At 42.7% G+C, this 25,314-nt stretch carries 18 protein-coding genes, 1 tRNA gene and 1 CRISPR repeat array; of the genes, 11 read left to right on the top strand and 8 right to left on the bottom strand.

Annotated features, from left to right (window positions below):
* Positions 1–102: 102 nt before the first annotated feature.
* The 3 genes from RMZ95_RS28590 to RMZ95_RS28580 all read right to left on the bottom strand — a co-directional run bounded on the left by RMZ95_RS28590 (position 103) and on the right by RMZ95_RS28580 (position 3,340).
* On the bottom strand, positions 103–774 hold the full coding sequence (locus RMZ95_RS28590) for a glutathione S-transferase family protein (RefSeq protein ID WP_322684844.1): 672 nt from the start codon (positions 772–774) through the stop codon (positions 103–105).
* A 192-nt stretch (positions 775–966) separates the two neighbouring features.
* Positions 967–2,094, bottom strand: coding sequence for an aryl-sulfate sulfotransferase (locus RMZ95_RS28585; protein ID WP_322674163.1), 1,128 nt, complete (start codon positions 2,092–2,094; stop codon positions 967–969).
* Between the two features lie 208 nt (positions 2,095–2,302).
* Positions 2,303–3,340 carry an NADP(H)-dependent aldo-keto reductase gene (locus RMZ95_RS28580; protein ID WP_322684843.1) on the bottom strand — a complete coding sequence of 346 codons (1,038 nt, stop codon included), beginning with the start codon at positions 3,338–3,340 and terminating at the stop codon, positions 2,303–2,305.
* Positions 3,341–4,177: 837 nt separating this feature from the next.
* Between RMZ95_RS28580 and RMZ95_RS28575 the strand changes: the two genes are divergently transcribed.
* From RMZ95_RS28575 to RMZ95_RS28555, 5 genes are all read left to right on the top strand, one after another.
* The gene (locus tag RMZ95_RS28575) at positions 4,178–4,924 is read left to right on the top strand and encodes a Crp/Fnr family transcriptional regulator (protein WP_322684842.1); all 747 of its coding nucleotides are present in this window, start codon (positions 4,178–4,180) and stop codon (positions 4,922–4,924) included.
* A gap of 179 nt (positions 4,925–5,103) precedes the next feature.
* On the top strand, positions 5,104–5,850 hold the full coding sequence (locus tag RMZ95_RS28570) for a Crp/Fnr family transcriptional regulator (protein ID WP_322684841.1): 747 nt from the start codon (positions 5,104–5,106) through the stop codon (positions 5,848–5,850).
* An 81-nt stretch (positions 5,851–5,931) separates the two neighbouring features.
* The gene (locus RMZ95_RS28565) at positions 5,932–6,660 is read left to right on the top strand and encodes a Crp/Fnr family transcriptional regulator (RefSeq protein ID WP_322684840.1); all 729 of its coding nucleotides are present in this window, start codon (positions 5,932–5,934) and stop codon (positions 6,658–6,660) included.
* Between the two features lie 193 nt (positions 6,661–6,853).
* Positions 6,854–7,273 (top strand): response regulator, encoded by a 420-nt coding sequence (locus RMZ95_RS28560; protein ID WP_322684839.1) that lies wholly within the window; start codon positions 6,854–6,856, stop codon positions 7,271–7,273.
* A gap of 414 nt (positions 7,274–7,687) precedes the next feature.
* A complete protein-coding gene (locus RMZ95_RS28555; RefSeq protein WP_322684838.1) occupies positions 7,688–8,278 on the top strand; it encodes a peptidoglycan-binding protein in 591 nt (196 codons plus the stop codon).
* Between the two features lie 127 nt (positions 8,279–8,405).
* Here the strand turns inward: RMZ95_RS28555 and wecB are convergent, their stop codons facing one another.
* Both wecB and RMZ95_RS28545 read right to left on the bottom strand, forming a co-directional pair.
* Entirely contained in the window at positions 8,406–9,518 is a 1,113-nt protein-coding gene (gene wecB, locus RMZ95_RS28550) for a non-hydrolyzing UDP-N-acetylglucosamine 2-epimerase (RefSeq protein WP_322684837.1), read from the bottom strand.
* A 260-nt stretch (positions 9,519–9,778) separates the two neighbouring features.
* Positions 9,779–10,150: a hypothetical protein gene (locus RMZ95_RS28545; protein ID WP_322674155.1), complete on the bottom strand. Its 372-nt coding sequence runs from the start codon at positions 10,148–10,150 to the stop codon at positions 9,779–9,781.
* A 731-nt stretch (positions 10,151–10,881) separates the two neighbouring features.
* On the opposite strand from RMZ95_RS28545, the gene RMZ95_RS28540 reads away from it, so the two are divergent.
* Both RMZ95_RS28540 and RMZ95_RS28535 read left to right on the top strand, forming a co-directional pair.
* A complete protein-coding gene (locus RMZ95_RS28540; protein WP_322674154.1) occupies positions 10,882–12,165 on the top strand; it encodes a type IV pilus twitching motility protein PilT in 1,284 nt (427 codons plus the stop codon).
* A gap of 179 nt (positions 12,166–12,344) precedes the next feature.
* Entirely contained in the window at positions 12,345–13,112 is a 768-nt protein-coding gene (locus tag RMZ95_RS28535) for a circadian clock KaiB family protein (protein WP_322674153.1), read from the top strand.
* A 254-nt stretch (positions 13,113–13,366) separates the two neighbouring features.
* A CRISPR array of direct repeats spans positions 13,367–14,690; the repeat unit is 37 nt; unit sequence ATCGCAATCAACTAAAATCCCTATTAGGGATTGAAAC.
* Between the two features lie 179 nt (positions 14,691–14,869).
* On the opposite strand, the gene RMZ95_RS28530 is transcribed toward RMZ95_RS28535, so the two are convergent.
* Positions 14,870–14,943 (bottom strand) — tRNA-Pro (locus tag RMZ95_RS28530).
* A 136-nt stretch (positions 14,944–15,079) separates the two neighbouring features.
* On the opposite strand from RMZ95_RS28530, the gene lipA reads away from it, so the two are divergent.
* The 4 genes from lipA (at position 15,080) to RMZ95_RS28510 (ending at position 19,753) form a co-directional block, all read left to right on the top strand.
* The gene (lipA, locus tag RMZ95_RS28525) at positions 15,080–15,964 is read left to right on the top strand and encodes a lipoyl synthase (RefSeq protein WP_322684836.1); all 885 of its coding nucleotides are present in this window, start codon (positions 15,080–15,082) and stop codon (positions 15,962–15,964) included.
* Positions 15,965–15,988: 24 nt separating this feature from the next.
* Positions 15,989–16,924: an NAD(P)H-dependent glycerol-3-phosphate dehydrogenase gene (locus RMZ95_RS28520; protein ID WP_322684853.1), complete on the top strand. Its 936-nt coding sequence runs from the start codon at positions 15,989–15,991 to the stop codon at positions 16,922–16,924.
* Between the two features lie 704 nt (positions 16,925–17,628).
* Positions 17,629–18,879, top strand: a complete 1,251-nt coding sequence (gene sigC, locus RMZ95_RS28515) for an RNA polymerase sigma factor SigC (protein ID WP_322674151.1) — start codon at positions 17,629–17,631, stop codon at positions 18,877–18,879.
* Positions 18,880–19,297: 418 nt separating this feature from the next.
* Complete coding sequence (locus tag RMZ95_RS28510; RefSeq protein ID WP_012407750.1) at positions 19,298–19,753, top strand: Fur family transcriptional regulator; 456 nt, start codon at positions 19,298–19,300, stop codon at positions 19,751–19,753.
* 132 nt (positions 19,754–19,885) lie between these two features.
* Here the strand turns inward: RMZ95_RS28510 and RMZ95_RS28505 are convergent, their stop codons facing one another.
* Together RMZ95_RS28505 and cobN are read right to left on the bottom strand one after the other, a co-directional pair.
* Positions 19,886–21,016 carry a peptidoglycan-binding protein gene (locus RMZ95_RS28505; protein WP_322675202.1) on the bottom strand — a complete coding sequence of 377 codons (1,131 nt, stop codon included), beginning with the start codon at positions 21,014–21,016 and terminating at the stop codon, positions 19,886–19,888.
* Positions 21,017–21,025: 9 nt separating this feature from the next.
* On the bottom strand, positions 21,026–25,285 hold the full coding sequence (cobN, locus tag RMZ95_RS28500; RefSeq protein WP_409884015.1) for a cobaltochelatase subunit CobN: 4,260 nt from the start codon (positions 25,283–25,285) through the stop codon (positions 21,026–21,028).
* Positions 25,286–25,314: the final 29 nt, after the last annotated feature.

Raw genomic sequence — 25,314 nt, 5'->3', positions numbered from 1 at the left:
AACCCCCAAGACCGCGCTGCCTCCCCGTTGTAGCGACTGGCGTCGCGTCTTTACCTAAGGATGTGTTGCAATCATTAATTAAATTGGTATTATGAATTACCTTTAAACAGCAGCGAGAGTAGGCGTAGCAAATTTAGCATATCGCTCGATGTAGAATTCTTTAGAGTGAGCGATCGCTTTCACAGATTCACGCTCTTTCAAAGCATGTTTCCACTGACGTACACGGGTAAATTGCTCTGGTATTCCAAAACCGCGATATTGCTTCAATGCAGCCCAGCGCTCAAACCAGGGGAAATAGGTGAAATCTACCAAACTAATAGATTCGCCAAACCAATAAGGGCCTTCTTTAGATAGCTTTGCTAAACCTTCGTTTTCAATGAATTCCAGATGTTTAGATAGTTCCTGTTTCGCTTCTTCTTGTTTTTCGGGATCTGAACTCCGCAGCAGAGTAGAAAAAGCGGGAACGAATCTGGTGTTAGCAAAATCGATCCAAATGCGAGCTTGTGCCCGATCGATGGGGTTGCTGGGTAACAGTGGTGGATTGGGAAATACCTCATCAAGATATTCGTTAATTACCGCTGACTCCCAAACTCGGTTATCGTCATGAGTTAGTGCAGGCACTTTACCATAAGGGGAAACTTGGGTAAACCCTTCAGGTTTATTCTGCAAATCAATTTCAATCAAATCGAAGTCAATGCCTTTCTCTTGGAGTACCAAGCGGGTACGGTGAGCATAAGGACAAACAACTGCACTGTATACTTTAATTTCAGTCATGTTTAAGTTCCTTGGTAAATAGGACTTGTTAATCGCCATTGAGAATTGAATTTTCATCCAAAATCCCAAATCTTAAATGGGCATTGGGCATTGGGCATTGGGCAAAAACTTACTGCAACTTCTCCCCTGCCTCCCCTGCCTCCCCTGCTCCCCTGCTCCTCTGCCCCCCTGCCTCCTGCCCCCTGCCTTCTCCTAAAGCCAGGGCACTTCTTCAGGTGCATAACGGAAGGCGCGGAAGACTGTATTTTGCTCTCCACGAGTTACCGGCGACTTCTCACCTGGGATATTCCGAGTTGCAAAGTAGGGATTAATGTATTCCCAAACAATCTCTCCTGCAACTGTCACCTCGAATATCCGGCCGTAAGCACCTTCTGTAATTAAGGTATTGCCATTGGCTAAACGTTGCGCCCCTGATATGTATGCACTGAAGAAATTTTGGGGCGGGTTGTCGGTGTATTCCCAAACTATCTCTTTGGTTTGACGGTTCACCTCAATCACACGAGAAAAATTGAGAGCAATGTTACGGCGATGTGCGCCATTGTCGAAAATCAAGATATTACCGTTAGCTAATTCGTTCGGGAAGTGCTGCTGTGCTAGTACGTCATCGCCTAGCGTCCAGATGATTTCTCCGGTTTTGCGATCGATAATGACAACTGTGGAGATATTGCGAAAGCTCACTATAATGCTGCCATCGGCGAGTTCACCCACAGTATTTCCATGAGTCCATTCATGTCGATGATCTTGGGGTGTAATCGTAAATATATCTGGATCGAGGTGTTCGTGAGCGTGCCAAGTCCAAACGATTTCACCTACTGGAGTCACCTCATAAAGCACATCCGCATAGATATCACCATTTGGTTCTGTACCTGGTACGCCACCTTTGATCCGGGGAACCAAAGACTGAGGTATCTTTTCAATGGCGAGTAGAATCGTGTTGCCATTGGCTAGCCTGCGTCCATCATGATGATGATCTGGATGCTTATATTCCCAGATAATATTTCCTTTGGGATCTGCTTCTAAAACAACGCCACTTTTGAATGCAGCCCACAAAGCAAAACGTAGGGGTTCTTCTGGCGGAGTCTTACCATTATAAAAAAGGTTGCCATTGGGCAAAAGATAACCGTATAACCCTGGTGGATAAGGCAGATTCCACTGGTGTACTACTTCTCCTTCCAAGTTCAGAAGGTAGACTTCACCTTTACCTGTTAAGGGTGTGAAAAGTGTGTATCCTTTAAATACTTTTTCGGGATTGTAAGCTCTTAAACCAGTACCCCGACGACGAATAGTATTTTGGTCAATTAATGTTGCTGTAAAAGTCATATTTTACCGACTAAATATCTAGTTTTGAATCTAAGAATTGAGAGAGTGCATCGCGCATCTCTACTTCTACTCTGAGAATGAGAGCCAGAGGCTCTAAGGAGGCATTACCAGGCTGGAGCCTGGTAACGAGGCGAACTATCTAAAATGTTTGAATTTTGTTAGCGCAGCGTTAGCGAGTCCGCGAGCGTCATTTTGAATTTTGAATTGTTTACGGTGCTGGGTTTGGCGACTGAGCATGAACTATATCCAACTCTTCCAAAATGTCTTTGTTGAGAACTACATTCACGCTTTCTAAATTCTCTTTGAGTTGCTCCAGTGTGGTGGCACCAATAATTGTGCTAGCCACAAACCAACGACTCCGCACAAATGCCAAAGCTAGATGCGCTGGACTTAGTTGATGGCGCTTGGCAATTTCTACGTAAGCTGATACGGCTTGACTTACTTTTGGTTTGAGATAGCGCTGACCGAAATTATCAAACAAAGTGACTCTGGCTTTTTCTGGTTTGCCGTTTAGATATTTCCCAGTCAAGAAGCCAAATGCCAAAGGACTATAAGCTAGTAATCCAATTTCTTCGTGATAAACTGCTTCTGCTAAGGCTCCGTCAAATACTCGATTCAACAAGTTATAAGCATTTTGAATCGAAGCAACTTTAGGCAATCCTAACTGTTTAGCAGCGTTACTAAACTGGGCAACTCCCCAAGGGGTTTCGTTACTCAAACCGATATAGCGAATTTTACCAGCCTTAATTACATCGGCAAAAACTGCTAGCTGTTCAGCAATGGGAACCGTTTCTTTCACCTGAGTCGGATCGAATACCGTTTGTCCAAATCGTGGCACATAGCGATCGGGCCAGTGAATTTGGTATAGATCGATATAGTCTGTTTGTAATCTTTTTAGACTATCATCTACAGCTTTTTTGATATTATCACGGTCAATTGCTTCGGCTCCACCACGTAACCATTTAAAGCCTCGACCAGGGCCCGCAATCTTAGTAGCTATAATAACTCGATCTCTTTGTTGACGCTTTAACCATTCCCCAATATAAGTTTCAGTTAATCCATAAGTTTCTCTACTTGGTGGGACAGGATACATCTCAGCTGCATCAATAAAGTTGACTCCTTGGGCAATAGAATAATTTAGCTGTTCGTGGGCTTCTTCAATAGTATTTTGTTGTCCATAAGTCATAGTGCCCAGACAAATTTCTGAAACTTTTAAGTCACTCTTGCCAAGTTGGTTATACTTCATATTTCTACGTTGTTATTCACTCGATTTAACAGTGATATTTTTGTTAGAGATTTTGCATTTTGTCAAGGGCATTATTATTTTTTAAGTAAATTAGCTTCAAACAACACTGGATTTGGCACTAAGCCAATATAAGTTTTTCAGAGAATATACAGTTTATACTCCTGTAAATTGATAGCTAAAGTGTAGTTAATGCATATAGCTGTTTATTATTGCATAGATGAACCAGATAAGTAAGTTAGTTTTGGGTAATCAAAATTTTAAATATGTAGTAGAAAATACTTGCTTTTATTGGGTATTTGTGAAATAGACTGTTTTAGACTAAGTATATAATACAATAAATCGGTAGACTTACCGTAGTAAGCTAAAAATCTTAAGATTCTTCTAGAATGAAGTCTTAATAAATATTCATATTAATTAGGTAATTTCTAAGTATCTTTTTTTTAAGACAATAAAAATATACCAAGACTATTTGGGAGAGCTAAAAAGATTTGTAGCAATGAAAAAGATTTAGGTTTTAATGAGTTGTATAATCAGGAATTTTTTGCTGCGATCGCTTCCAAGGATGCTCGTGTCTATAGCAAGATGATTAACGAACATAATTTCATTTAATTATGCGATCGCAAATGTCGCAAATGTAATTAAGTTAATTTCTCTAGATTTTTTGTTATTATAAACAACTCAATTTTGTTATATTATAGATATGAGTATAAAAATCTCAATCTTTTATTATAAGCTTTTTAGGAAGTACGCTTTTTGACATTAGGGTTAAACTCTTGATTTTTCTCCCTATGCCGTGAGTTGTCTTTTCTAAAGACGGCTACATTCAGGAGAATTCCAATGTCATTAGATAAAAATATCCTTGAAAAACCAGCAAATAAGTTGCTGGCAACTTTGCCAGCCAGTGATTATGAGCGTCTTGTTCCCCATCTAAAGCTAGTTTCGCTTTCCACTCGCCAAATACTTCACCATGCAGGCGAAGCGATCGCACAGGTATATTTTCCTAACAAAGCAGTAGTTTCTATAATCACCACTATGGAAGATGGCTCGACTGTGGAAGTTGGTTTAGTGAGCAATGAAGGCATGGTGGGTATGTCCGTAATTTTAGGAGACAACACCACAACCACAACAGCATTTGTGCAGATTCCAGGTAGTGCGATGCAGATGGATGCGGATATACTCAAAAGCGAGTTCAATCGGGGCGGAGCTATTCAAAGCGTGCTGCTGCGCTACGTGCAAGCTGTATACACTCAAATAGCACAAGGATCTGCCTGCAACCGTCTTCATAGACTAGAGAGGCGGTTGGCTCGGTGGCTGCTAACAGTTTCCGATCGTCTGGAATCAGACGAATTTCCGCTCACCCAAGAATTTATCTCGCAGATGTTAGGTGTACGTCGTGTTGGTGTCACCGAAGCAGCTAACATCCTGAGCGAAGCCGGAACGATCGCCTACCACCGTGGTGAGATTCACATCCTGAATCGAGAGGCTTTAGAAAAAACCTCCTGCGAATGTTATCAGGTTATAGAAAATGAATTTATCCGTTTATTGGGCAATCAGCCAATCAACAGCAAAAATAGTTTTTGTTAAGCTTCTATGTAGCAAACTGCATAGACTAAAACAAGTGTTTTCATTTAAGCTTTCTTAGATTGTTCCTGTGTTTCTTTAGCGAATACATCTTTTGACATTAGGATCAGATCCTTAAATCCTTTCCTTGTGCCCTGAGTTGGCTTTTCTAAAGTTACCTACCTTTAGGAGAGTGGCTTTTAATGTCATTAAACAAAAGTCTTTTTCAGCAACCACTAAATAAGCTGCTGGCAGCTTTGCCAGCGAGTGATTATCAGCGTCTTTTCCCCCATCTAAGGCTAGTTCCGCTCCAAGTTCAGCAAATCCTTTACCAAGCAGCCGAACCCATTACACAGGTCTATTTTCCTGATAAGGCAGTGGTTTCTATAGTCACCACTATGGAAGATGGCTCAACGGCAGAAGTTGGGATAGTAAGCAATGAAGGCATGGTGGGTATCCCAGTAATTTTAGGAGACAACACCACAACCACAACAGCCTTTGTGCAGATTTCTGGTGCTGGAATGCAGATAAATGCAGATGTCCTGAAAGCCGAGTTCAATCGGGGCGGAGCTATTCAAAACGTGCTGTTGCGCTACGTACAAGCTGTATACTCTGAACTGGCGCAAGGAGCTGCCTGCAACCGTCTCCATACACTGGAGGAACGACTAGCTCGCTGGCTACTGACAGTTTCTGACCGTCTGGAATCAGAAGATTTTCCCCTCACGCAAGAATTTATCTCCCAGATGCTAGGTGTACGTCGTTCCGGCGTGACAGTAGCGGCTAGCACCCTGAGCCGAGCCGGAATGATTAGCTACCAACGCGGTCATATTAGCATCCTGAACCGAGAGCATTTGGAAGCAACTTCCTGTGAGTGTCGTCAAGTTATACAAAAGGAATTTGCTCGGTTACTGGGCATGAAGCCCAGTAACCGAGCCAAAAAATTTTTTTGAGTTAGGTGTGCGAAACCGAACCGACTCGCAAAAGTAACTTGATTTAAAATCATTATGAGTAAATTTCTCTTTTAATGTTCAGTGAACGACAACATTATTAAGCTGCAAGTAAATAAGTTACTCGCGGCTTTGCCAACCAGTGATTACGAGCGTCTTATTCCGCACCTAAAGTTAGTTTCGCTTCCCACTCGGCAAGTTCTTTACGAACCGGGAGAACCCATCACACACGTCTATTTTCCCCAAAACGCAGTGGTTTCTATAGTCACTATTATGGAAGATGGTTCGACGGTGGAAGTTGGGATAGTGAGTAATGAAGGCATGGTGGGTATCCCAATAATTTTAGGAAGCAACACAACAACCACAAAAGCGTTTGTCCAAGTTGCGGGTGCTGGAATGCAGATAGATGCAGATGTTCTGAGAACCGAATTCAATCGGGGTGGAGCTATTCAAAAGCTGCTGCTGCGCTATGTACGAGCTATATATACCGAACTTACACAATCATGTGCCTGCAACCGTCTTCATTCATTGGAGGAACGGCTGGCTCGTTGGCTGCTCACAGTCTCTGACCGTTTGGCATCAGAAGAATTTCCGCTCACGCAAGAATTTATCGCCCAGATGTTGGGTGTAAGGCGCTCCGGTGTGACAGTAGCGGCTAGCACCCTCAGCCGAGCCGGAATGATTAGCTACCAACGTGGTCATATTAAAATTCTGAACCGAGAGGATTTGGAAGCAACTTCCTGTGAGTGTTATCGAGTCATCCAAAAGGAATTTACTCGGTTGCTGGGGAATAGAATAAGTCAAGGCGCGTAGGCGTAGCCCGCACTTCGGCTGCGCTCAGTGACCGTCGTAGACATCGCCAATGAAGAATATTAAGTTACTATGTCTGAAACCGGACAGACATTTGCTAATTGCTTCCTTTAAGATTTAGTAAAGTATGCAATCAAATAGCGCGTTTTGATGCGATCGCTACTTCTAGTCTTTATGCTACGGAGCCGTGAAAATAATGTCTAATCAATCGATGTCTTTTCAAGGTCTGCGATTGCTGATTGTTGATGATGACGCTGATACGAGAATATTACTTACTTTTCTGTTTGAATTAGAGGGAGCAGAGGTAATTGCAGCGGCTTCAGCAGACGAGGCTCTAAAAATAATGTCATCTTTTAAAGCAGACATCCTAATTAGTGACATTTGCTTACCCGACGAAGATGGCTACTCACTGCTCTTGAAAGTCAGAAATTTAGAAGCAAAGCGAGGTAGAAAGATTCCAGCGATTGCTTTAACAGCATCTACTTTCGAGGCTGACCATAAACGTGCATTATTAGCAGGTTATGATATATACCAATGCAAGCCAATAGATTTAGACGAGTTAACTTCTATTGTTGCTAGTTTAGTTGGAATCGAACAATACGTTTGTCATGTTTAGATGTAACTAGAGATAAATCATTAAATAAAAAAGCTTTAACTAAACTAAATTTTATTTATTTTCAAAATGCGATGTCTACACGAGCTAACCCGTTGTAGACATCGCATTTTTTCAGGAATATTTTGACTAATTTAGCAATCTGATTTGATTTCTGAATTAATCGTAGGGACTAGGGACTGGGGATGGTGGGGCCCCCTCTGGGGATAAGGGGTAATGGGGACTGGGAAGAAGGAATAAAGCTGTACTGAGTTTTTTTCAAAAATAAAATATGAGTCCTATTTTATTTTTTATTAATTTCGCTATCAATAAAAAACTTTTTAAAATACAGTGATATAAAATATACTAAGAATAAATACAGAGAACGACCAAGTAATTCTCTGGAAGTACTCATTTTTTCATATTAAGGAGTGCATTATGGAATATCTTGCTTATTCTCAGATGTTTATTGCTCAAGAAGAGGCATCTGGAAACACTAAGTATCATCTTCCTCAACCTCAATTCAATTGGAAAAAACTGCTTAAATCTTCGGCTTGGTTAACTTTTGCTGGTGTCGGTGTATTATTTGCTGTTGTAACTCAAATTCAAGTAAGTTCAGCTGCCTATGTAAAGACTAACGGCAGTTGTTTACGTGTCCGTACCGGCCCAAGCAGCAACTACTCGTATGTGGACTGTGTACCAAATGGTGCAACACTTCCAGCAATTGAACGATATGAAAATGGTTTTGCCAGACTTTCTACAGGTAGATACGTTTTTGCGCGATGGATTGGTAATAGACCTAACAATCCTCCTGTGACTAGACCTGGCGGTGTTGGCGGTTCGGTGATTCTTACCCCTGGTTCAAAAGGTCAGCTCGTCAAAGACGTGCAAACAGCTTTAGGTAATCTTAGAATTGATGGAATTTACGGTCAAGAAACTGTTAGCCGAGTCCGAAGCTTTCAGCAAAGCAAAGGTCTACTTGTAGATGGTGTTGTAGGCCCCGAAACTCGATCGGCTCTGGGTATTTAACCAGAAGCTACCCTTGGAATATCTCGTGGTTCGGTAAATATTGTCAAACTAGTTTTAGTTTTCAGGGTTTGTAGTAAGCACTTTAGTGCTTAGAAAATAAGGACTAAAGTCCTTACTACGAACTTGCTTACCCATGAATGTAATTTTGGACAATCTGCAAAATGCGCTCTGCTGCATGACCATCCCCAAAGGGATTGATTGCGTTTGCCATCGCTTCATAAGCATCTGAGTCACTGAGTAATTCAGCAGCAGCTGCAACAATGTTCTCAGTCGTAGTGCCAACAAGTTTGGCTGTACCGGCTACCACAGCCTCTGGTCTTTCGGTAGTGTCTCTCAAAACTAGTACTGGTTTTCCCAAGCTGGGAGCTTCTTCTTGCAAGCCTCCAGAGTCAGTGAGTAAAAGATGCGATCGCCCAATTGCTCCCACCAATTCCCCATAATCTAGAGGATCTGTCAAGAAAATTCGGGGATGATTCCCTAAAAGTTCCTGCAACGGGACTCGCACTGTCGGATTTCGGTGTAATGGTAAGAGCAAAGCTGTATCAGGAAACTTGTCTAAAATTTGTAAAAAGCCCTGAGCGATCGCTAACAGAGGTTCTCCCCAATTCTCTCGACGATGAACTGTTGCTAATAAAACCCGATGTGATTCCCAGTTTAAGCCTGGGACATCGCAAACTACTTGAGTTGCAGCGACATTTAACAATGCATCAATTACCGTGTTACCTGTCATGTGAATTTCACCCAAAACACCAGAACGGTGCAAATTTTCCACAGCCCAAGGAGTCGGCGCAAAGTGCAACTGAGTAATTTGAGAAATCAATCGGCGATTAGCTTCTTCTGGGTAAGGATTGAAGATATCATCAGTTCTTAACCCTGCTTCTACATGACCAATAGGAATTTTTTGATAAAAAGCTGCCAAAGCTGCGGCAAAAGCAGTGGTAGTATCTCCTTGCACGATTACTAAATCTGGTTTTTCCGCCTTAAATAATGCTTCTAACCCTTGTAAACTACGGCAGGTAATATCATTTAGAGATTGCTGAACCTGCATAATTTCCAAGTTATAATCCGACTTGATATTAAACAGTTGCATAACCTGCTCAACCATCTCCCGATGTTGTCCAGTTAAAATTACTTGCAACTGAAATTCTGAAGACTTCTGGAAAACCTGAATCACTGGAGCGAGTTTAATTGCTTCCGGGCGAGTACCTAAGATAATGCAAACGCGTTTTTGATTAGTCATTAGTTATCTGTAATTTACCATCTATAGTCAATGGTCTATAGTCAATGCTCTATGGTCAATAGTCGGCGGTCAATCCTCACATAAACCATAAATATTAATGGATAAATCACACAAGATATAAAAAAATCGGCTTAACTTGACAAATGCATTATTTGTTTAATTAAGCTGTAATAACTATTTAAAATTTAAAGTTATAAAAACCATGAAAAAACCCGGCTTAACCGGGCAGACGCACTGTTTGTCTAATTAACCTGTAATAACTATTTAATTTCACAAGTTAGAGGGCAAGCAGCGTAAACAGTAGCCTGCATTTGGTCTGCCTCTCCATGCAGCCAGCTTAACCATTTAATTTCACTAGGATGAACTCCCTTAACAGTTAGGACACCCGCAGCCAATACAACTGCCATGACATTAAACATTATTAGAGCACCTGCTACAAGCAAAACCGCACTAACAGGCATTACAGATTGCAAGATAATCGACAACAGACATCCGACCGTAGCCATTAAGACAACTAGTGGAAAACCCACAACCAACAAACATACTGCTAATGTAAAAGTCCATATTAAAAAGCTTTTAATCATCAACAAGGAGTAGGTCTTTCCTTGATTAGAGCTTTGAGCAGAAACCATGACTTTTCCTCCCAAAATACACAACAGATTTTAATTTCAGTAATATCTCACTTTTTTGCGAGTAAACTGAATTGTCTCAGTGAAATTCAGTATATAAAAACTAATTGGGAAAATGAGCATTTATTTACTAAAGTTTACAGTTAATTTTTTGTAATTATGGATATAAAGTCAATTTTATATCTATGAGAAAAACTTGTTTACTGCATCTACCTTCAGGTATAGAACCTAAAAGGTATGAGCTTTAAACCTCGATCCCCAAGCGATCGCTCCGATTCAACTTAACATTTCTTATAAAAACTAGTAGTCTTTCTCATAATTCCTAGACGGGCTGAATAAATGAACTGCTAGTATTTGTACTGTTAATTGCTAGCAATTCGTGCCCATGCCTGGGATAAATTTCTCATCTAAGTCATGAGAATATTTACTTTAAAAATAAAAGTATTAAATCTTACTTTCTAACCTATGTGTATTTTCTGAGGTCTTTTAAGTACTTGCGTGTGTTAAACCAGTTTAGATAGGTTAAATAATCTATCTAAATATTCTGAGTATTGAAATCTTAGGAAATAAAAGATACCAATTGAGGTGGATGAAATAGATTGACCGTGGTTCTAGAGTTTCAATCGCCTTCTATCACCGCTAAGGCTTGCAGACAAGCATTCTCCAAAAGTCATCAAAGCAAGTGACTTTACTTTTCGTGAATTCAACTTTTTAACTGCCAAATGTGAAGATATATGACAGAATCACAGTCTCCATTAAATTCTAACTCTGCTGCCGGACGTAATTTACCACCAATGCCGCCGCCTCCACCGCCAGCCCCAACCTTTAGTACGCAGCGACAGATGACACAAACACTCGATATGTCAATGGATAGGGGCACTAATGCGCCTGTTGCAGGTCATCGTCCGGCTAGTCCACCGCCAATACCTAGTTCAGTTCGCCCTCAAAACAGCAGTCCAGAACTAACTTTAGAAAAGTTAATCAGAGAAGCTTACGATCAGGGATATTCTGACTTGCACTTGGGTGTGGGTGAACCACCCCGCTTCCGCAGCCGAGGAGAAATTCAATCAGGAGATTATCCAGAAACAGATAAAGAAACTTTTATGAGTTGGTTGCGGGAGGTGATGACTGAGGGAGAAATTCAGCGCTTTGAAGAATCCTTAGAATTTGACGGAGCAACTCAATACGAATTTGCTCGCGTGCGGATTAATGTTTTTGGCTCCCTCAAAGGGCCTGCAATGGTGTTGCGGTTGATTCCGCTAAAAATCTTAACTATGGAACAGTTGAGATTACCTCCGATTTTTCGGGATATTTGCCATCACCATAAAGGTTTAATTTTGGTAACAGGGCCCACTGGTTCTGGTAAGTCCACCACAATGGCAGCGATGATTGACTACATCAATAAGGAGATGGCCAAGCATATCATCACCATTGAAGACCCGATAGAATTTGTCCATCAAAGCCGCAAGTCCTTAGTCAAACAGCGGGAAGTGGGAATGCATACCCGGAAATTTGACAACGCTTTGAAAGCAGCTTTGCGGGAAGACCCAGATTTGATTCTGGTAGGGGAAATGCGGGACAAGGAAACCGTTAACACCGCCCTAAAAGCCGCTCAGACTGGTCACTTAGTCATGGGAACTTTGCACACCAATAGCGCGGTCAAAACCATTGAACGGATTCTCAACCTCTATTCTGGTGATGAGCAAGATGCAATGCGGGTGGCGATTTCTGAGTCTTTAGTGGCAGTAATTGCTCAAGGTTTGTGTCGCACAACTGACGGTAAGCGGGCTGCTTTCCACGACGTGCTGATCAATACTGAGGCAATTAAAGAATGGATCAAAGACGGTAAGTATGATGAAATTGGCGAGCTGATGAAACAAGCCGGCTTTGACGGCATGATCACGATGAATCAGTCATTGCTGAATCTCTATCAAGATGGTCGCATTACTGAAGAAACTGCTTTGGAAATGTCACCAACTCCTAACGAAATGGCGCAGTTTCTCCGAGGTCGAGTTTAGGATTGGGAATTGGGCATGGGGCATGGGGCATTGGGCATGGAGAAGAGACTTGTTCAATATTCTCCCTCATCTCCCTCATCCCCACTTTCCACTCCCAAATATCTTTGTTATCCTGGTTGCGGTTATAGCTAAGGTAAAAGGTAAAGAGAGAATTTTTTACTTTTAGCTTCCTAACCTCTGTGAATAACTTGACGACAAATAAACTATCTACACCCCAGTTGTTTAAAGGCATTGCCCTATTTACACCTGGAGGAGATTTAATTTACTGCATCGACCCTAGCAAGCAAGGTCGATGGCATTTGCATTTGTGCTCGGCTTTGCAAGAAATTCTAGATTTACCAGAGCCACCACACTTTTTAGTGCCTTGTTATACTGCAACTATTGACAATTGGTTAGATCCGCGCACTCAACAAGTGCGAACTTTTGCTGAAGCTTATCCAGCTGTAATTAGACATCAAGCTTTGCTTAATGCTGTTTTTGGCACAGGGGAATTAGTATGGCAAGCAGCTCCTTGGCAAGAGGGATTGTGCGATCGCATGGTGTTAACAACCTATCGTTCGTCATTTGGCCAGCTTTGGGAGGATCACGATTTAATTGTCCGTCTAGACCTTTCTGAACCTGTGCCAAAATATCACCAACCAGTAATAGTACAAAAAAAAGAAGCCATTACCCAAGGCTATGTTCTCCGCTTATTTGTTGCCGGACATAGCAGTTCTACTGAACGCATTCTGCAAAATTTACACGAATTGTTAGAGCGATCGCTCAAACACCCTTATACTTTGAAGGTGATTGATGTTTTAAGCCATCCAGAACAAGCAGAACTAAATCAGGTTTCTGCAACTCCTACCCTTGTCAAGGTTTGGCCTCATCCAATTCGGCGAATCGTTGGAGAGTTGGATCGTGTAGAAAAGATTTTACAGATGTTAGCTGTTAAGGAAAACTTTTAAGTAATTTAGACTAGTTTTTTTGCTAAGTGCGCGAATGGGTAGGTGTTGGTGAAGGGGTTAGTACAAAAATGGCTAGATTGCTTTATCTGCAAGAGTTTGAGAGCTTTAGCATCTTGAAACCATCCGCGCACTTCGTATAAACTGACTTTCAGCTATTTACAGTTAGCACAATTCCCAATCCTTATGTTATGATTTTCGCATTCGCGCTGTTGAACCTTGAAAACCAAATATCACAGGGCTTTCAGACGCCTGCGATCGCAATCAACTAAAATCCCTATTAGGGATTGAAACCTTTATCCTAGATGGATAAAAAGAGAAAGTAAACTAATCGCAATCAACTAAAATCCCTATTAGGGATTGAAACGAACCTTGGCAAAAATATGACAATTTGGCTACTGATCGCAATCAACTAAAATCCCTATTAGGGATTGAAACAAGCAATCCCAAACCATTGAGCAAGCTTATCAAGATCGCAATCAACTAAAATCCCTATTAGGGATTGAAACCTGGTATCGAATTGTCACACGCCATTTATTTGATCGCAATCAACTAAAATCCCTATTAGGGATTGAAACATTATATTCTTAGCTTTTGCCAAAAATTCTGATCGCAATCAACTAAAATCCCTATTAGGGATTGAAACGCCTTTAAAACAACTAGCTGGGAGAATAAGGTCAATCGCAATCAACTAAAATCCCTATTAGGGATTGAAACATGCGGATCAACTCATGGGGATTTTGTGTAAAATCAGATCGCAATCAACTAAAATCCCTATTAGGGATTGAAACAGCAAAAACTCATACAGACTTTATTAACCTGGGAAAAGATCGCAATCAACTAAAATCCCTATTAGGGATTGAAACGAAAGTAGTAAGGCTTAAGTCTATCAGCCTTACGGAATCGCAATCAACTAAAATCCCTATTAGGGATTGAAACGTAAAGCTTCTCTCGAACTAGAAAAATAATAAAATCGCAATCAACTAAAATCCCTATTAGGGATTGAAACCTCGCCCAAGTATTGCCATTTACTGTCAGTCTTATCGCAATCAACTAAAATCCCTATTAGGGATTGAAACTGGGCTGATGGTAAAAGAAGATGTTATCACATCGTATCGCAATCAACTAAAATCCCTATTAGGGATTGAAACAATACTTCACCCGGTCGCCTGCTTGCTCTGAGCATCGCAATCAACTAAAATCCCTATTAGGGATTGAAACAAGAACTTACGAACACGAGATTGGGAGTTAGGAATCGCAATCAACTAAAATCCCTATTAGGGATTGAAACAATTCTTCTACCGTCCTTCGATGGATACATGGAGGTTATCGCAATCAACTAAAATCCCTATTAGGGATTGAAACAGGAAATATTTGTTGGTAACTGCTTGATAATCCAAATTATCGCAATCAACTAAAATCCCTATTAGGGATTGAAACCGAAGCTAATACTGGTATTTCATCAGGATAGTATCGCAATCAACTAAAATCCCTATTAGGGATTGAAACCAAACTCAACGCGGCGGCGGCTTCACCTTGGGCTAATCGCAATCAACTAAAATCCCTATTAGGGATTGAAACGTAGGAGAGCGCATATTGATTTTTTACCATTAGGTAATTATCGCAATCAAAAATTCCTATTAGGGATTGAAACCTTTAAGTACATAGACTTCGGGCGGTACTGCTTAAACTCAAAGAAAGTCAGCTATATTTAAGTTCATAGGAGAGCATTTGACAAATAATTTGTCGCTCCAGAATAATCGGGATGACTGGATTCGAACCAGCGGCCCCTTCGTCCCGAACGAAGTGCGCTACCAAGCTGCGCCACATCCCGCCATAAAAATGGCATTGTAAATCAAGAATATCATAATCTGTGCCAAATAGCAGAATTACATCTATATACGATCGCTTCATCAAAGACTTTGCTTGCTAGGATTAAGTTTGTATAACTCTAGTGGTAAAAGCGGATTGTGACTGTAAAACCAGACTGGTTGCGGGTGAAAGCACCTGGACGTGAGCGCATCGGTAACGTTAAAGAAATTTTGCGGGATTTAGCCCTCAATACAGTTTGCGAGGAAGCGTCCTGTCCGAATATTGGTGAATGCTTCAACGCTGGGACTGCCACGTTTTTGATTATGGGGCCCGCTTGTACACGCGCTTGTCCCTACTGCGATATTGATTTTGAGAAAAAACCCAAACCACTAGATCCCACAGAACCTACACGACTGGCCCAAGCTGTTCGCCGCCTGAACCTTAATCATGTAGTCATCACTTCTGTAAACAGAGATGACTTGCTTGATGGTGGTGCATCTCAGTTTATAGCGTGTATTGATGCAGTTAACTCTGTTTCACCCAACACCACAATTGAGGTGCTAATTCCTGATTTATGCGGTAATTGGAATGCTCTAGAGTTAATTCTAGAGGCTGCGCCAGAGGTATTAAACCACAATACCGAAACTGTTCCACGCCTATATCGCCGGGTGCGTCCCCAAGGAAACTACGATCGCACATTAGAATTATTGCAACGCACTCGCCAACTTTCTCCTAGCACATACACTAAATCCGGGATCATGGTTGGACTCGGTGAAACTGACACAGAAATTCGCCAAGTTATGCAAGACTTGCGAACTGTCGATTGCGACATTTTGACCATTGGGCAATATCTCCAACCCAGTCAAAAACACTTGCAGGTAAACGAATTTGTCAATCCAGAACAATTTGCTGATTGGAAGGCATTCGGCGAAGAAATCGGATTTTTACAAGTTGTTTCTTCACCATTGACAAGAAGCTCCTATCATGCAGAACAAGTCAGGGAATTGATGGAACGCTACCCACGCTCAAAAGTTAGGAGTTAGGAATTAGGAGTTATGAGTGAGCAGATGTACTCCAACACAAAACTTTCCGTTGCAATTCTGGGTGCGGGTGCTTGGGGTGCATCTCTAGCAAATCTCGCTGCTGCAAATGGTTATCAGGTGCGCGTGTGGTCGCGTCAAGGTTCCCAAACTCTTCAAGCAGTTTTAAAAGATGCTCAAATAATCCTGTCCGCTATCTCAATGATTGGTGTGAGAGATGTTGCTTCTGAAGTTGAGTCTTTCCCCCTTTCTCCAGAGACAATTTTTGTGACGGCGACGAAAGGCTTAGATCCCCAAACCACCTGTACACCTTCACAAATTTGGCAAACAATATTCCCTAACCATCCAGTGGTTGTTTTATCTGGGCCTAATTTATCAAAAGAAATTCAAATGGAATTACCAGCAGCCACGGTGGTAGCCAGTAACATCCCCACGGCTGCGGAAGTAGTGCAGTTAGTATTTTCTTCTCATTGTTTCCGGGTATATACGAATCCCGATCCCTTGGGCGTGGAACTGGGGGGAACACTGAAAAATGTGATTGCGATCGCAGCTGGTGTATGCGATGGTTTACAACTGGGAACCAATGCCAAAGCTGCTTTAGTTACCCGTGGACTTACAGAAATGGTTCGCATCGGCAACAACTGGGGCGCTAAGACGGAAACATTTTATGGTTTATCGGGTCTAGGAGATTTGTTAGCAACGTGCAATAGTCCCTTAAGTCGCAATTACCAAGTCGGCTATCAGCTAGCTGGCGGTAAGTCACTTACAGAAACTCTCGCCAATTTACAAGGAACTGCTGAAGGAGTAAACACTTGCCGAGTTTTGATGCAACGAGCCAACCAACAAAACATCGCAGTCCCAATTACCGAGCAAGTTTATCGATTACTTCAAGGCGAAATCACACCCCGACAAGCACTTGATGAACTGATGTTGCGAGATATCAAGCCAGAGTACAACTACTAGTTAGTGGTCTGTCAAATCAACTTATAGCTAAATAAGTTAGTAGTAAGGACTTTAGTCCTTATATTAAGCACTGAAGTGCTTACTACATAACAAGCTTTCCTTAGCTTGATGGACTACTAGTTAGTAGTCTATAAAGTTGAAATTGGCACTTTCAGACTGACATACAAGACGGCGCAGGAACACGGAGAGGGTGTTTGATAATTTATCCGCATCTTCTATCTCCGTGTCGAGAGAATTTTTGCCGTTAATGCTAATCACTTTCCCGATATCTATTAGTTCTACTTATACCTGAATAATCCTGAGAAAAAATTGCTAAATCGTCAGGATATTACTTTTGCACCCATGTAAATGTGACTATGCCAATTATAAAGATGACATTCACTGAAGGATGTTTATACTGTGTTACAAAAGTTACTATCAAAAAACCATCAAGGTTGAAATATTAACTAAGTAGTTCAAATATTGCAAACCTAGCTGTGGATTTAAATAGCTATTGGTTTAATCAAAAGTTTAGCAGCCGATTAAGTTCAGTAATTCTGTATCCAATAAAACCCTTACAGTTAATTTCTAAAAAAAATTGTAAGGGAACGTTCAACCATGTTAGTTCATCGTTAATCGCGGGAACAATAGCAACAGTTGAATAGCTGACCGTAATCTAAGCTGACCGAAATCTATTGTTACCTGGAGCCATTGAGACGATCTTTATGCCAGCAACATCTTTTTATGCAGACGCCCCCTACAACACCAAAAAGTCTAGCCAGGCTTTGGACTCGGATCTCACGGTTGATGACAGTGAGTTATCGGTAGATGACCTACAGGAGCTAGAACTGGCAACTGTAGACAATGCTAACTTTGCTGCTAGCACCAACCGTCGGAGTACAGACCTAGTACGTCTATATCTTCAAGAAATTGGTCGGGTTCGCTTGTTGGGGCGCGATGAAGAGGTTTCAGAAGCTCAAAAAGTCCAACGCTACTTGCGGATGCGGATAGTACTTGCTAACGCCGCAAAGCAAGGGGATGAAGTGATTACACCCTATCTAAGGTTAGTTGAAGTTCAAGAACGTCTAACCTCGGAACTAGGACATCGCCCGTCTTTGGAAAGATGGGCTGCCACTGCTGACATAATTTTATCCGATCTCAGACCGATTTTGGCAAATGGGAAACGTCGCTGGGCTGAAATCGCTAAGTTGACTGTAGAAGAGTTGGAGCAAGTCCAATCCCAAGGACTCCAAGCAAAAGAACACATGATTAAAGCGAATCTTCGCTTAGTTGTGTCTGTTGCTAAGAAGTATCAAAATCGTGGTTTGGAATTGTTAGATTTAGTCCAAGAAGGTACATTAGGTTTGGAGCGGGCTGTAGAAAAATTTGACCCAACTAAGGGTTATCGCTTCAGTACCTATGCTTACTGGTGGATTCGTCAGGGTATTACACGGGCGATCGCTACTTCTAGTCGCACGATCCGCCTCCCTGTCCATATTACCGAAAAGTTAAACAAAATCAAAAAAGCCCAACGCAAAATAGCTCAAGAAAAAGGTCGCACCCCAACTCTAGAAGATTTAGCAACTGAGTTAGAGATGACACCGACCCAAGTCCGAGAAGTTTTGTTGCGGGTTCCTCGCTCCGTTTCTTTGGAAACCAAAGTAGGAAAAGATAAAGATACTGAGTTAGGTGAATTACTCGAAACTGACAGTGTAACTCCAGAAGAGATGTTAATGCGAGAATCTTTACAAAGAGATTTGCATCATCTTCTATCAGATTTGACTAGCCGGGAGCGCGATGTAATTCTGATGCGGTTTGGTTTGGCAGATGGTCATCCTTATTCTTTAGCAGAAATTGGCCGCGCTCTTGACTTATCGCGCGAACGAGTCCGCCAAATTGAATCTAAGGCTTTGCAAAAGCTACGTCAACCCAAGCGCCGCAACCTCATCCGCGACTATTTGGAGTCTCTGAGTTAGTCATTTGTCATTAGTCATTTGTCATTAGAAAATTACACTTGACAAATGACTAGGGACAAAAGGGTGATTTTATTCCCAGGTCAAAAGCCTTTTATTGGCTTACAGCAAATAATTAGCATTAAACTGTATAAAAGTTGTCCCCAATCTTTGCTCAGATATTTTGAAGGTGGGGAGCAACTAAGAATTCAAATTTAACTTATGCGAAATTCAAAGTTAAGGGATGCAATCGTTACAAGTATCCTAACTATTAGCTGTATGCAAATTAAATGCACTACAGCTGATTACTTGAATTTGGCTCAAGATTTAATGAATTGTTCTTAAATATTTAGTAAGAATTCTCAATAGGCAATGATTGTTGCAAATTGCTCCCAAGATTTGTTATATTCTCAACTAACAAGCTTTGTTGAGAACTATTAGTATGACTGTCTACACAACTACTTCACTCAAGGCAGAACTGAACGAACGAGGCTGGCGTTTAACTCCCCAGCGCGAAACAATTTTACACATTTTTCAAGAACTTCCGCAAGGCGAACATCTGAGTGCGGAGGATCTTTATCATCGGCTCGAAACTGATGGTGAAGGGATCAGTCTGTCAACTATTTATCGGACTTTGAAGTTGATGGCAAGGATGGGAATTTTACGGGAATTAGAATTGGGCGAGGGACATAAGCATTATGAGATCAACCAGCCCTATCCCCACCATCACCATCACTTAATTTGTGTTCGATGCAACTCAACTATTGAGTTTAAAAATGATTCAATTTTAAAAATTGGGTCAAAAACCGCTCAAAAAGAAGGTTTTCACCTTTTAGATTGTCAAATGACCATCCATGCAGTGTGTCCCAAGTGCCAACGGGCGCTGATGCCGCTTTAGCACTTGGGTGGATATAATAAGACGAAACTACTCAAATTAACCAAATAAATGGAATCTGAGCAGTTCGTAATTTGCTGTTACTGGAGGCAAGCAACCAGTTGGGAACTGATACTAAAGACACCAAAGCGGATGTTAAAAGCGTCCGCTCTTAAGATCCTTGAGACTAATCCCGTAGAATTCTTGGGCTTGTTTAATCGCTTTTTTGGTGTCATCTGCCATCACACCATTGAGCTTGCCTTTATAAAAACCCCGCTCCCGCAGTCGGGTTTGAATTTCTAAGGTATTAAATTCGCTTTTGCTAGTAGTATTAACTGAGCTATATAACTTAGCTCGCGTAGTTGGGCCAGCAACACCACTTGCTGCTAAGAAATTAGCCGCCTGAAATCTCTTCACAGCATCAGCAGTGTAAGGGCCATAGTAGCCATTTGGCTCTCCCTCTAAATATCCTGCTTGGATCAATTGTTCTTGAACAATTCTAACTGGCTCACCGCGATCGCCTACACGAAGTTTGTCTCGATTGACTACCTTTTTGGGAGCCTCTTCTCCATCACCAATGCCAGTTTCTGGCAATTTAGCTAATGTTGCTGGCCCAACAACACCGTCAACGCTTAATTTGTAAGAATCTTGGAACCGCTTGACAGATTCTTCGGTAATTGGGCCAAATATACCTGTGGCGTTTCCGTAATAAAAGCCTGCGATTCTTAACCGTTCCTGTAAAGCTCTGACATCTTCACCTTCATCCCCCTTAGCAAGGTAGTTAGGATTGCGGCGTTTGCTGGTGGCTGAACTAGTAGTGCTGGACTTTTTCGCTTGTGCGCTTACAGCAGTAGTTCTTTGAGCTTGTGTAGCCCTAGTTGTAGGCTTTTTCGCTTGCCAACTTTCTAATTTTTGCAGAGTGCTTGTTCCAACAATGCCGTCAACTGGTAAACCAGCGGCCTTTTGGAAGCGCCGCACAGCTTCTTGGGTGGATGCGTCATATACTTGGGTAACAGAAGATTGGTAAAAACCTGCTGTTCTCAACTTTTGTTGTAGATTTCTGACAGAAGGGCCTCGATCGCCTTTTTCTAGTGCCATGACGCTGCTGACAGCGCCAAGAATAGATAAAGACAGAGCAAGGGGCAACATATACTTCCAAGCCCTACCTGAAAGCCTTTTCCAGTCTGGTGCAGCTGCGTCCTTAAACAAGGAACTGAGGGAGACCAATTCACTGGGTGTGCTGTCTTCGTAGGCGAAAGCTAGGTGCAAATACGCAAGATTCTCCATATTTGTTTCCTACACCATTGATTTTTCTTCGATAACTGCTTCAGCTTGATGTACTAGGTTCCTCAAAGCTTCTAATGTTCCTATATTTACATCCTCCCATAAATTGCGCTTGTGTGCTTCTAATAATTTTTCAGCAATATCACGCAGTGCGTAAGGGTTATTTTGCTGAATAAATTCTACAACAACTGGATCGAGTAAATAAGCATCTACTATGCCTTGATACATGTAATCTTCAGCACATTTTGCGGTTGCATCGTAGGCGAATAGATAATCTACCGTCGCCGCCATTTCAAAAGCTCCCTTGTATCCGTGGCGCATAACTCCTGCAATCCACTTGGGATTAACTACGCGAGAACGATACACTCGTGCAATTTCTGCTTTCAGTTGACGAACGCGTGGTTGGGCGGGTATAGAATTATCTCCAAAATAAGTTTGGGGATTTTTTCCCTGTAGAGAACGCACGGCTGCTGTTAAGCCACCCTGAAATTGGTAATAATCATCAGAATCGAGTAGATCGTGTTCGCGGTTGTCTTGATTGTGCAGGACTATTTGCATTTGAGACAAGCGTTGTTTGAAGGCTTCGGTATTGGGGACTGGGGACTGGGGATTGGGGACTGGGAATTGGGCATTGGGCATGGGGCATGGGGCATTGGGCATTGGGGACTGGGGATTAGGAATAATTTCTGCTCCTCTGCTCCCCTGCTCCCCTGCTCCCCTGCTCCCTTGCTCCCCTGCTCCCCTGCTCCCTTGCTCCCCTGCTCCCCTGCTCCCCTGCTCCTCTGCCAAGTTTCCCGAAGAATAGGCGTAAGAACTCCAGTTAATGTAGGCGCGGGCTAAATCTTCGTCATCTGTCCAGTTTTGCGATTCGATTAAACCTTGGAGTCCGGCACCGTAAGCACCTGGGCGAGAACCAAAGATGCGATAGCGCGATCGCACCACTGCTTCTTGTATAGTTAATCCTTGGCTTGTCCACAATTCAGTTTCTTGGCGAACTGCATCCGCTAGGGGATTTTGTTCTGGTGGTTCATTTAAGTCTGCTACTGCTGATACTGCTTGATCGAATAAATCAATTAAGTTGGGAAACGCATCGCGGAAGAATCCCGAAATTCGCAAGGTGACATCTACACGGGGACGCCCCAAAATTGCTAAGGGCAAAATTTCAAAATCTACTACTCGCCGCGCTGCACCATCCCATACTGGTTGGACTCCGAGTAAAGCTAAGGCTTCGGCTATATCATCACCGCCTGTTCTCATGGTGGCTGTTCCCCACATTGATAAACCTAGTGTTTTGGGATACTCGCCATGCTCTTGGGTGTAATATTCTACGAGGGTTTCAGCTGCTTTTCTCCCGATATCCCAAGCTGTTTCGGTGGGAATGGCGCGAATATCGACAGAATAAAAGTTTTTCCCTGTTGGTAGAACTTCTGGGCGGCCGCGCGTGGGTGCGCCAGATGGAGCGCTGGGGACATATCCGCCATCGAGTCCGTGTAATAAATGGGTGATTTCTTCGTGGGTTTGTTGTAAAGCTGGGAGGAGGCGATCGCGTATCCAGTTAAGGGTAGTGTTAAGTGGGGAGTTAGGAGTTAGGAGTGAGGAGTTAGGAGTTATGAGTTGTTCTACTAAGAGGGAGGCGTGTTCTTCTAGGACTTCGACGATATCACCGAGGGTACGGCATTCTGTGCCATTGACTATTGAGTATTCACCACTAGGCATTGACAAATCGGCTGTGAGGGGATCGAAGTCTAGTCCCCAATCTTGAGCGATCGCACGGGTAATACCTGAAGAATGGCGATTGGGGATGCGAGCGATCGCTACTATTAAATCCCTTAATTGCCGTCCTTGGGGACATTGCCCAAAAATATGCAAGCCATCGCGGATTTGGGCTTCTTTCAATTCACAAAGATAGCCACCGATGGAATTCAAAACTAGAGATTCCGAATTAAAAATTTCTGTTTCATTTTGGATTCCTAAATCTAGATGAAGATTTTCTTTGACTACCAGTTCGCGGATGCGATCGCGAATTACTGGCAAACGCGAAGGATCTAAACTGTCGGCTTCATAATACTCATCAATTAAATTTTCTAACTGTTGCAAAGAACCGTAGAGTTCCGCACGAGTCATTGGCGGCGTGAGGTGATCTATAATCACCGCTTGAGCGCGACGTTTGGCTTGGGAACCTTCACCAGGATCGTTGACAATAAACGGGTACAGGTGGGGAAGTGCGCCGAAAGCTACTTCTGGATAACAATTACTCGATAAAGCCACACTTTTACCCGGTAGCCATTCTAGATTTCCGTGTTTTCCCACATGAACTACAGCATCAGCACCAAAAGTTTCTCTAACCCAATAATAGAAAGCTAAATAAGCATGGGTTGGTTCTAAATCCGGCGCATGATAATTCAAACTGGGGTCATTATCATAACCCCTTGCAGGCTGAATTCCCACGAAGATGTTGCCGAGTTGAATTCCGGGAATGGGGATTGGGGATTGGGTATTGGGGATTGGGTATTGGGGATTGGGTATTGGGGATTGGAGATTAATGATTCTCCTCTTCTCCCACTGCTCCCCCTGCTCCTCTGCCCCCATGCCCTCATGCCCTATGCCCCATGCCCCATGCCCTATTCCCCACCTTTCACTAATACCTTGCTGAACTGCTGGCGGTAATGAAGCAAAATATTCTTGATATTCTTCCCAAGAGACGCTTTGGTGTACCGGAAGCAATTCTCTACCTTCTGGATCGTTGGTTACACCATCTGTCAGCCGTTGAATCAACTCGTCTCCTTGAGCAGGTGGATTTTCTACTTCATACCCAGCTTGACGTAAAGCTTGCAAGATTTCTACACAACTAGCTGGGGTGTCGAGTCCCACACCATTGGCGAGGCGGCCATTGCGGTTGGGGTAGTTTGCCAGAATTAGGGCAATTCGACGTTCTTGGGGTGGTTTGGAACGTAGACGTGCCCAATTTGCTGCTAGGTTAGCAACGAACTCGATGCGATCGCTCACTGGTTGATAAATTACCACATCTGTCTCTAAATGGGGATTACGAGTTTGCAATGCTTTAAAAGACACAGCACGACTAATAATTCGCCCATCTACTTCTGGTAGCGCCACATTCATCCCAATATCGCGGGGAGAAAGCCCTTGAAACTGTGACTCCCACTGCTCAATCGATCCGCCACTAAGGATTACCTGCAACACAGGCACATCTAATTTTTGCCAAAGTTCGGTTTGGGGTGTTTCGCTTTCCAAGCGTGCTAAAGAAAAACTGGTGGTATTTAGCAGCACGGCTATTGATTCGGCTTCTTTGGGTTGAAAAAATTCACTCAATTCAACTTGCACATCTGGTTCGCGCAATGAAGAAACAAATACTGGCACTGGTTGTAAATTTTTCTGTACCAAAGCTTCGCATAAAGCATCAATTACTTTAGTATTCCCCGCTAAATAATGAGCGCGGTAGAAAAGGATGCCGACTTTGGGCATTGGGGATTGGAGACAAGGGGACAAGGAGACAAGGGGACAAGGGGACAAGGTGGATTCATCCGGTTCAAAGGTGGATGAACGAGTATCTGAGGTGGATTCATCCGGTTCAAAGGTGGATGAACGGAGTTCTAACTCTCCCCTGCTCCCCTGCTCCTCTGCCTCCCCTGCCCCCCTGCCCCCCTGCCCTATGCCCACTTGCCCTGAGCGAAGCCGAAGGGATGCCCCATGCCCCATGCCCACTCCCCACTCATACAATCCCACGCGCGGAATCGGTTGAGGTGGTGCAGGATTATATGCAGTTAATAAGCAACTATCGGAGATAAATTGCAGAGCATTAACGAAATTTTCCACGCCACCTTCGCTAAAATACTGCCATACCTGGTTAACAATACCCAAAGGCACGGTAGACTGGGAAATTAAATCTGGATCGAAAGCGTCATCCCCTGGCATTACAATGAGGGTTCTACCATTTCGTTGCACAATTTCTTGCACTACTTCTAAGCCATAACCCCAGTAAGAACGTCCTCCTAATAGGCGCAAAATAATTACTTGGGCAAGTTCCAAAACTTGCTCGCCATAAGTATCTATGCTTAATTGTTGCTGCAACTGCAACAGGTTGGCGACTCTTAATGCCGGAAAGCTTGCAGGTAATTTTGTCACCGCAGCTGCCAAGGTTTGAATGTCAGTATCAGCAGCCGTAATCAAGACGAAAGGCGCGGGAGTTTGTTCTAAAAAAGTTATACCTTCTGACTGATTCCATCCACCTGATGTGCTACTTATACGATGCATAATCCTGTGTTACCGTTTTAAGTTATTGG

The sequence above is a fragment of the Nostoc sp. DedQUE07 genome, assembly GCF_034530975.2.
GTDB lineage: Bacteria > Cyanobacteriota > Cyanobacteriia > Cyanobacteriales > Nostocaceae > Nostoc.
This window is presented reverse-complemented; position numbering and strand designations above follow the sequence as displayed.

Coding starts and splice junctions, on each gene's coding strand:
- RMZ95_RS28510 (WP_012407750.1), top strand. CDS start 19,298: ATGACTGTCTACACAACTACTTCACTCAAGGCAGAACTGAACGAACGA.
- RMZ95_RS28590 (WP_322684844.1), bottom strand. CDS start 774: ATGACTGAAATTAAAGTATACAGTGCAGTTGTTTGTCCTTATGCTCAC.
- cobN (WP_409884015.1), bottom strand. CDS start 25,285: ATGCATCGTATAAGTAGCACATCAGGTGGATGGAATCAGTCAGAAGGT.
- RMZ95_RS28520 (WP_322684853.1), top strand. CDS start 15,989: ATGTACTCCAACACAAAACTTTCCGTTGCAATTCTGGGTGCGGGTGCT.
- wecB (WP_322684837.1), bottom strand. CDS start 9,518: ATGACTAATCAAAAACGCGTTTGCATTATCTTAGGTACTCGCCCGGAA.
- RMZ95_RS28585 (WP_322674163.1), bottom strand. CDS start 2,094: ATGACTTTTACAGCAACATTAATTGACCAAAATACTATTCGTCGTCGG.
- RMZ95_RS28505 (WP_322675202.1), bottom strand. CDS start 21,016: ATGGAGAATCTTGCGTATTTGCACCTAGCTTTCGCCTACGAAGACAGC.
- RMZ95_RS28580 (WP_322684843.1), bottom strand. CDS start 3,340: ATGAAGTATAACCAACTTGGCAAGAGTGACTTAAAAGTTTCAGAAATT.
- RMZ95_RS28545 (WP_322674155.1), bottom strand. CDS start 10,150: ATGGTTTCTGCTCAAAGCTCTAATCAAGGAAAGACCTACTCCTTGTTG.
- RMZ95_RS28560 (WP_322684839.1), top strand. CDS start 6,854: ATGTCTAATCAATCGATGTCTTTTCAAGGTCTGCGATTGCTGATTGTT.
- RMZ95_RS28570 (WP_322684841.1), top strand. CDS start 5,104: ATGTCATTAAACAAAAGTCTTTTTCAGCAACCACTAAATAAGCTGCTG.
- RMZ95_RS28555 (WP_322684838.1), top strand. CDS start 7,688: ATGGAATATCTTGCTTATTCTCAGATGTTTATTGCTCAAGAAGAGGCA.
- sigC (WP_322674151.1), top strand. CDS start 17,629: ATGCCAGCAACATCTTTTTATGCAGACGCCCCCTACAACACCAAAAAG.
- RMZ95_RS28540 (WP_322674154.1), top strand. CDS start 10,882: ATGACAGAATCACAGTCTCCATTAAATTCTAACTCTGCTGCCGGACGT.
- RMZ95_RS28575 (WP_322684842.1), top strand. CDS start 4,178: ATGTCATTAGATAAAAATATCCTTGAAAAACCAGCAAATAAGTTGCTG.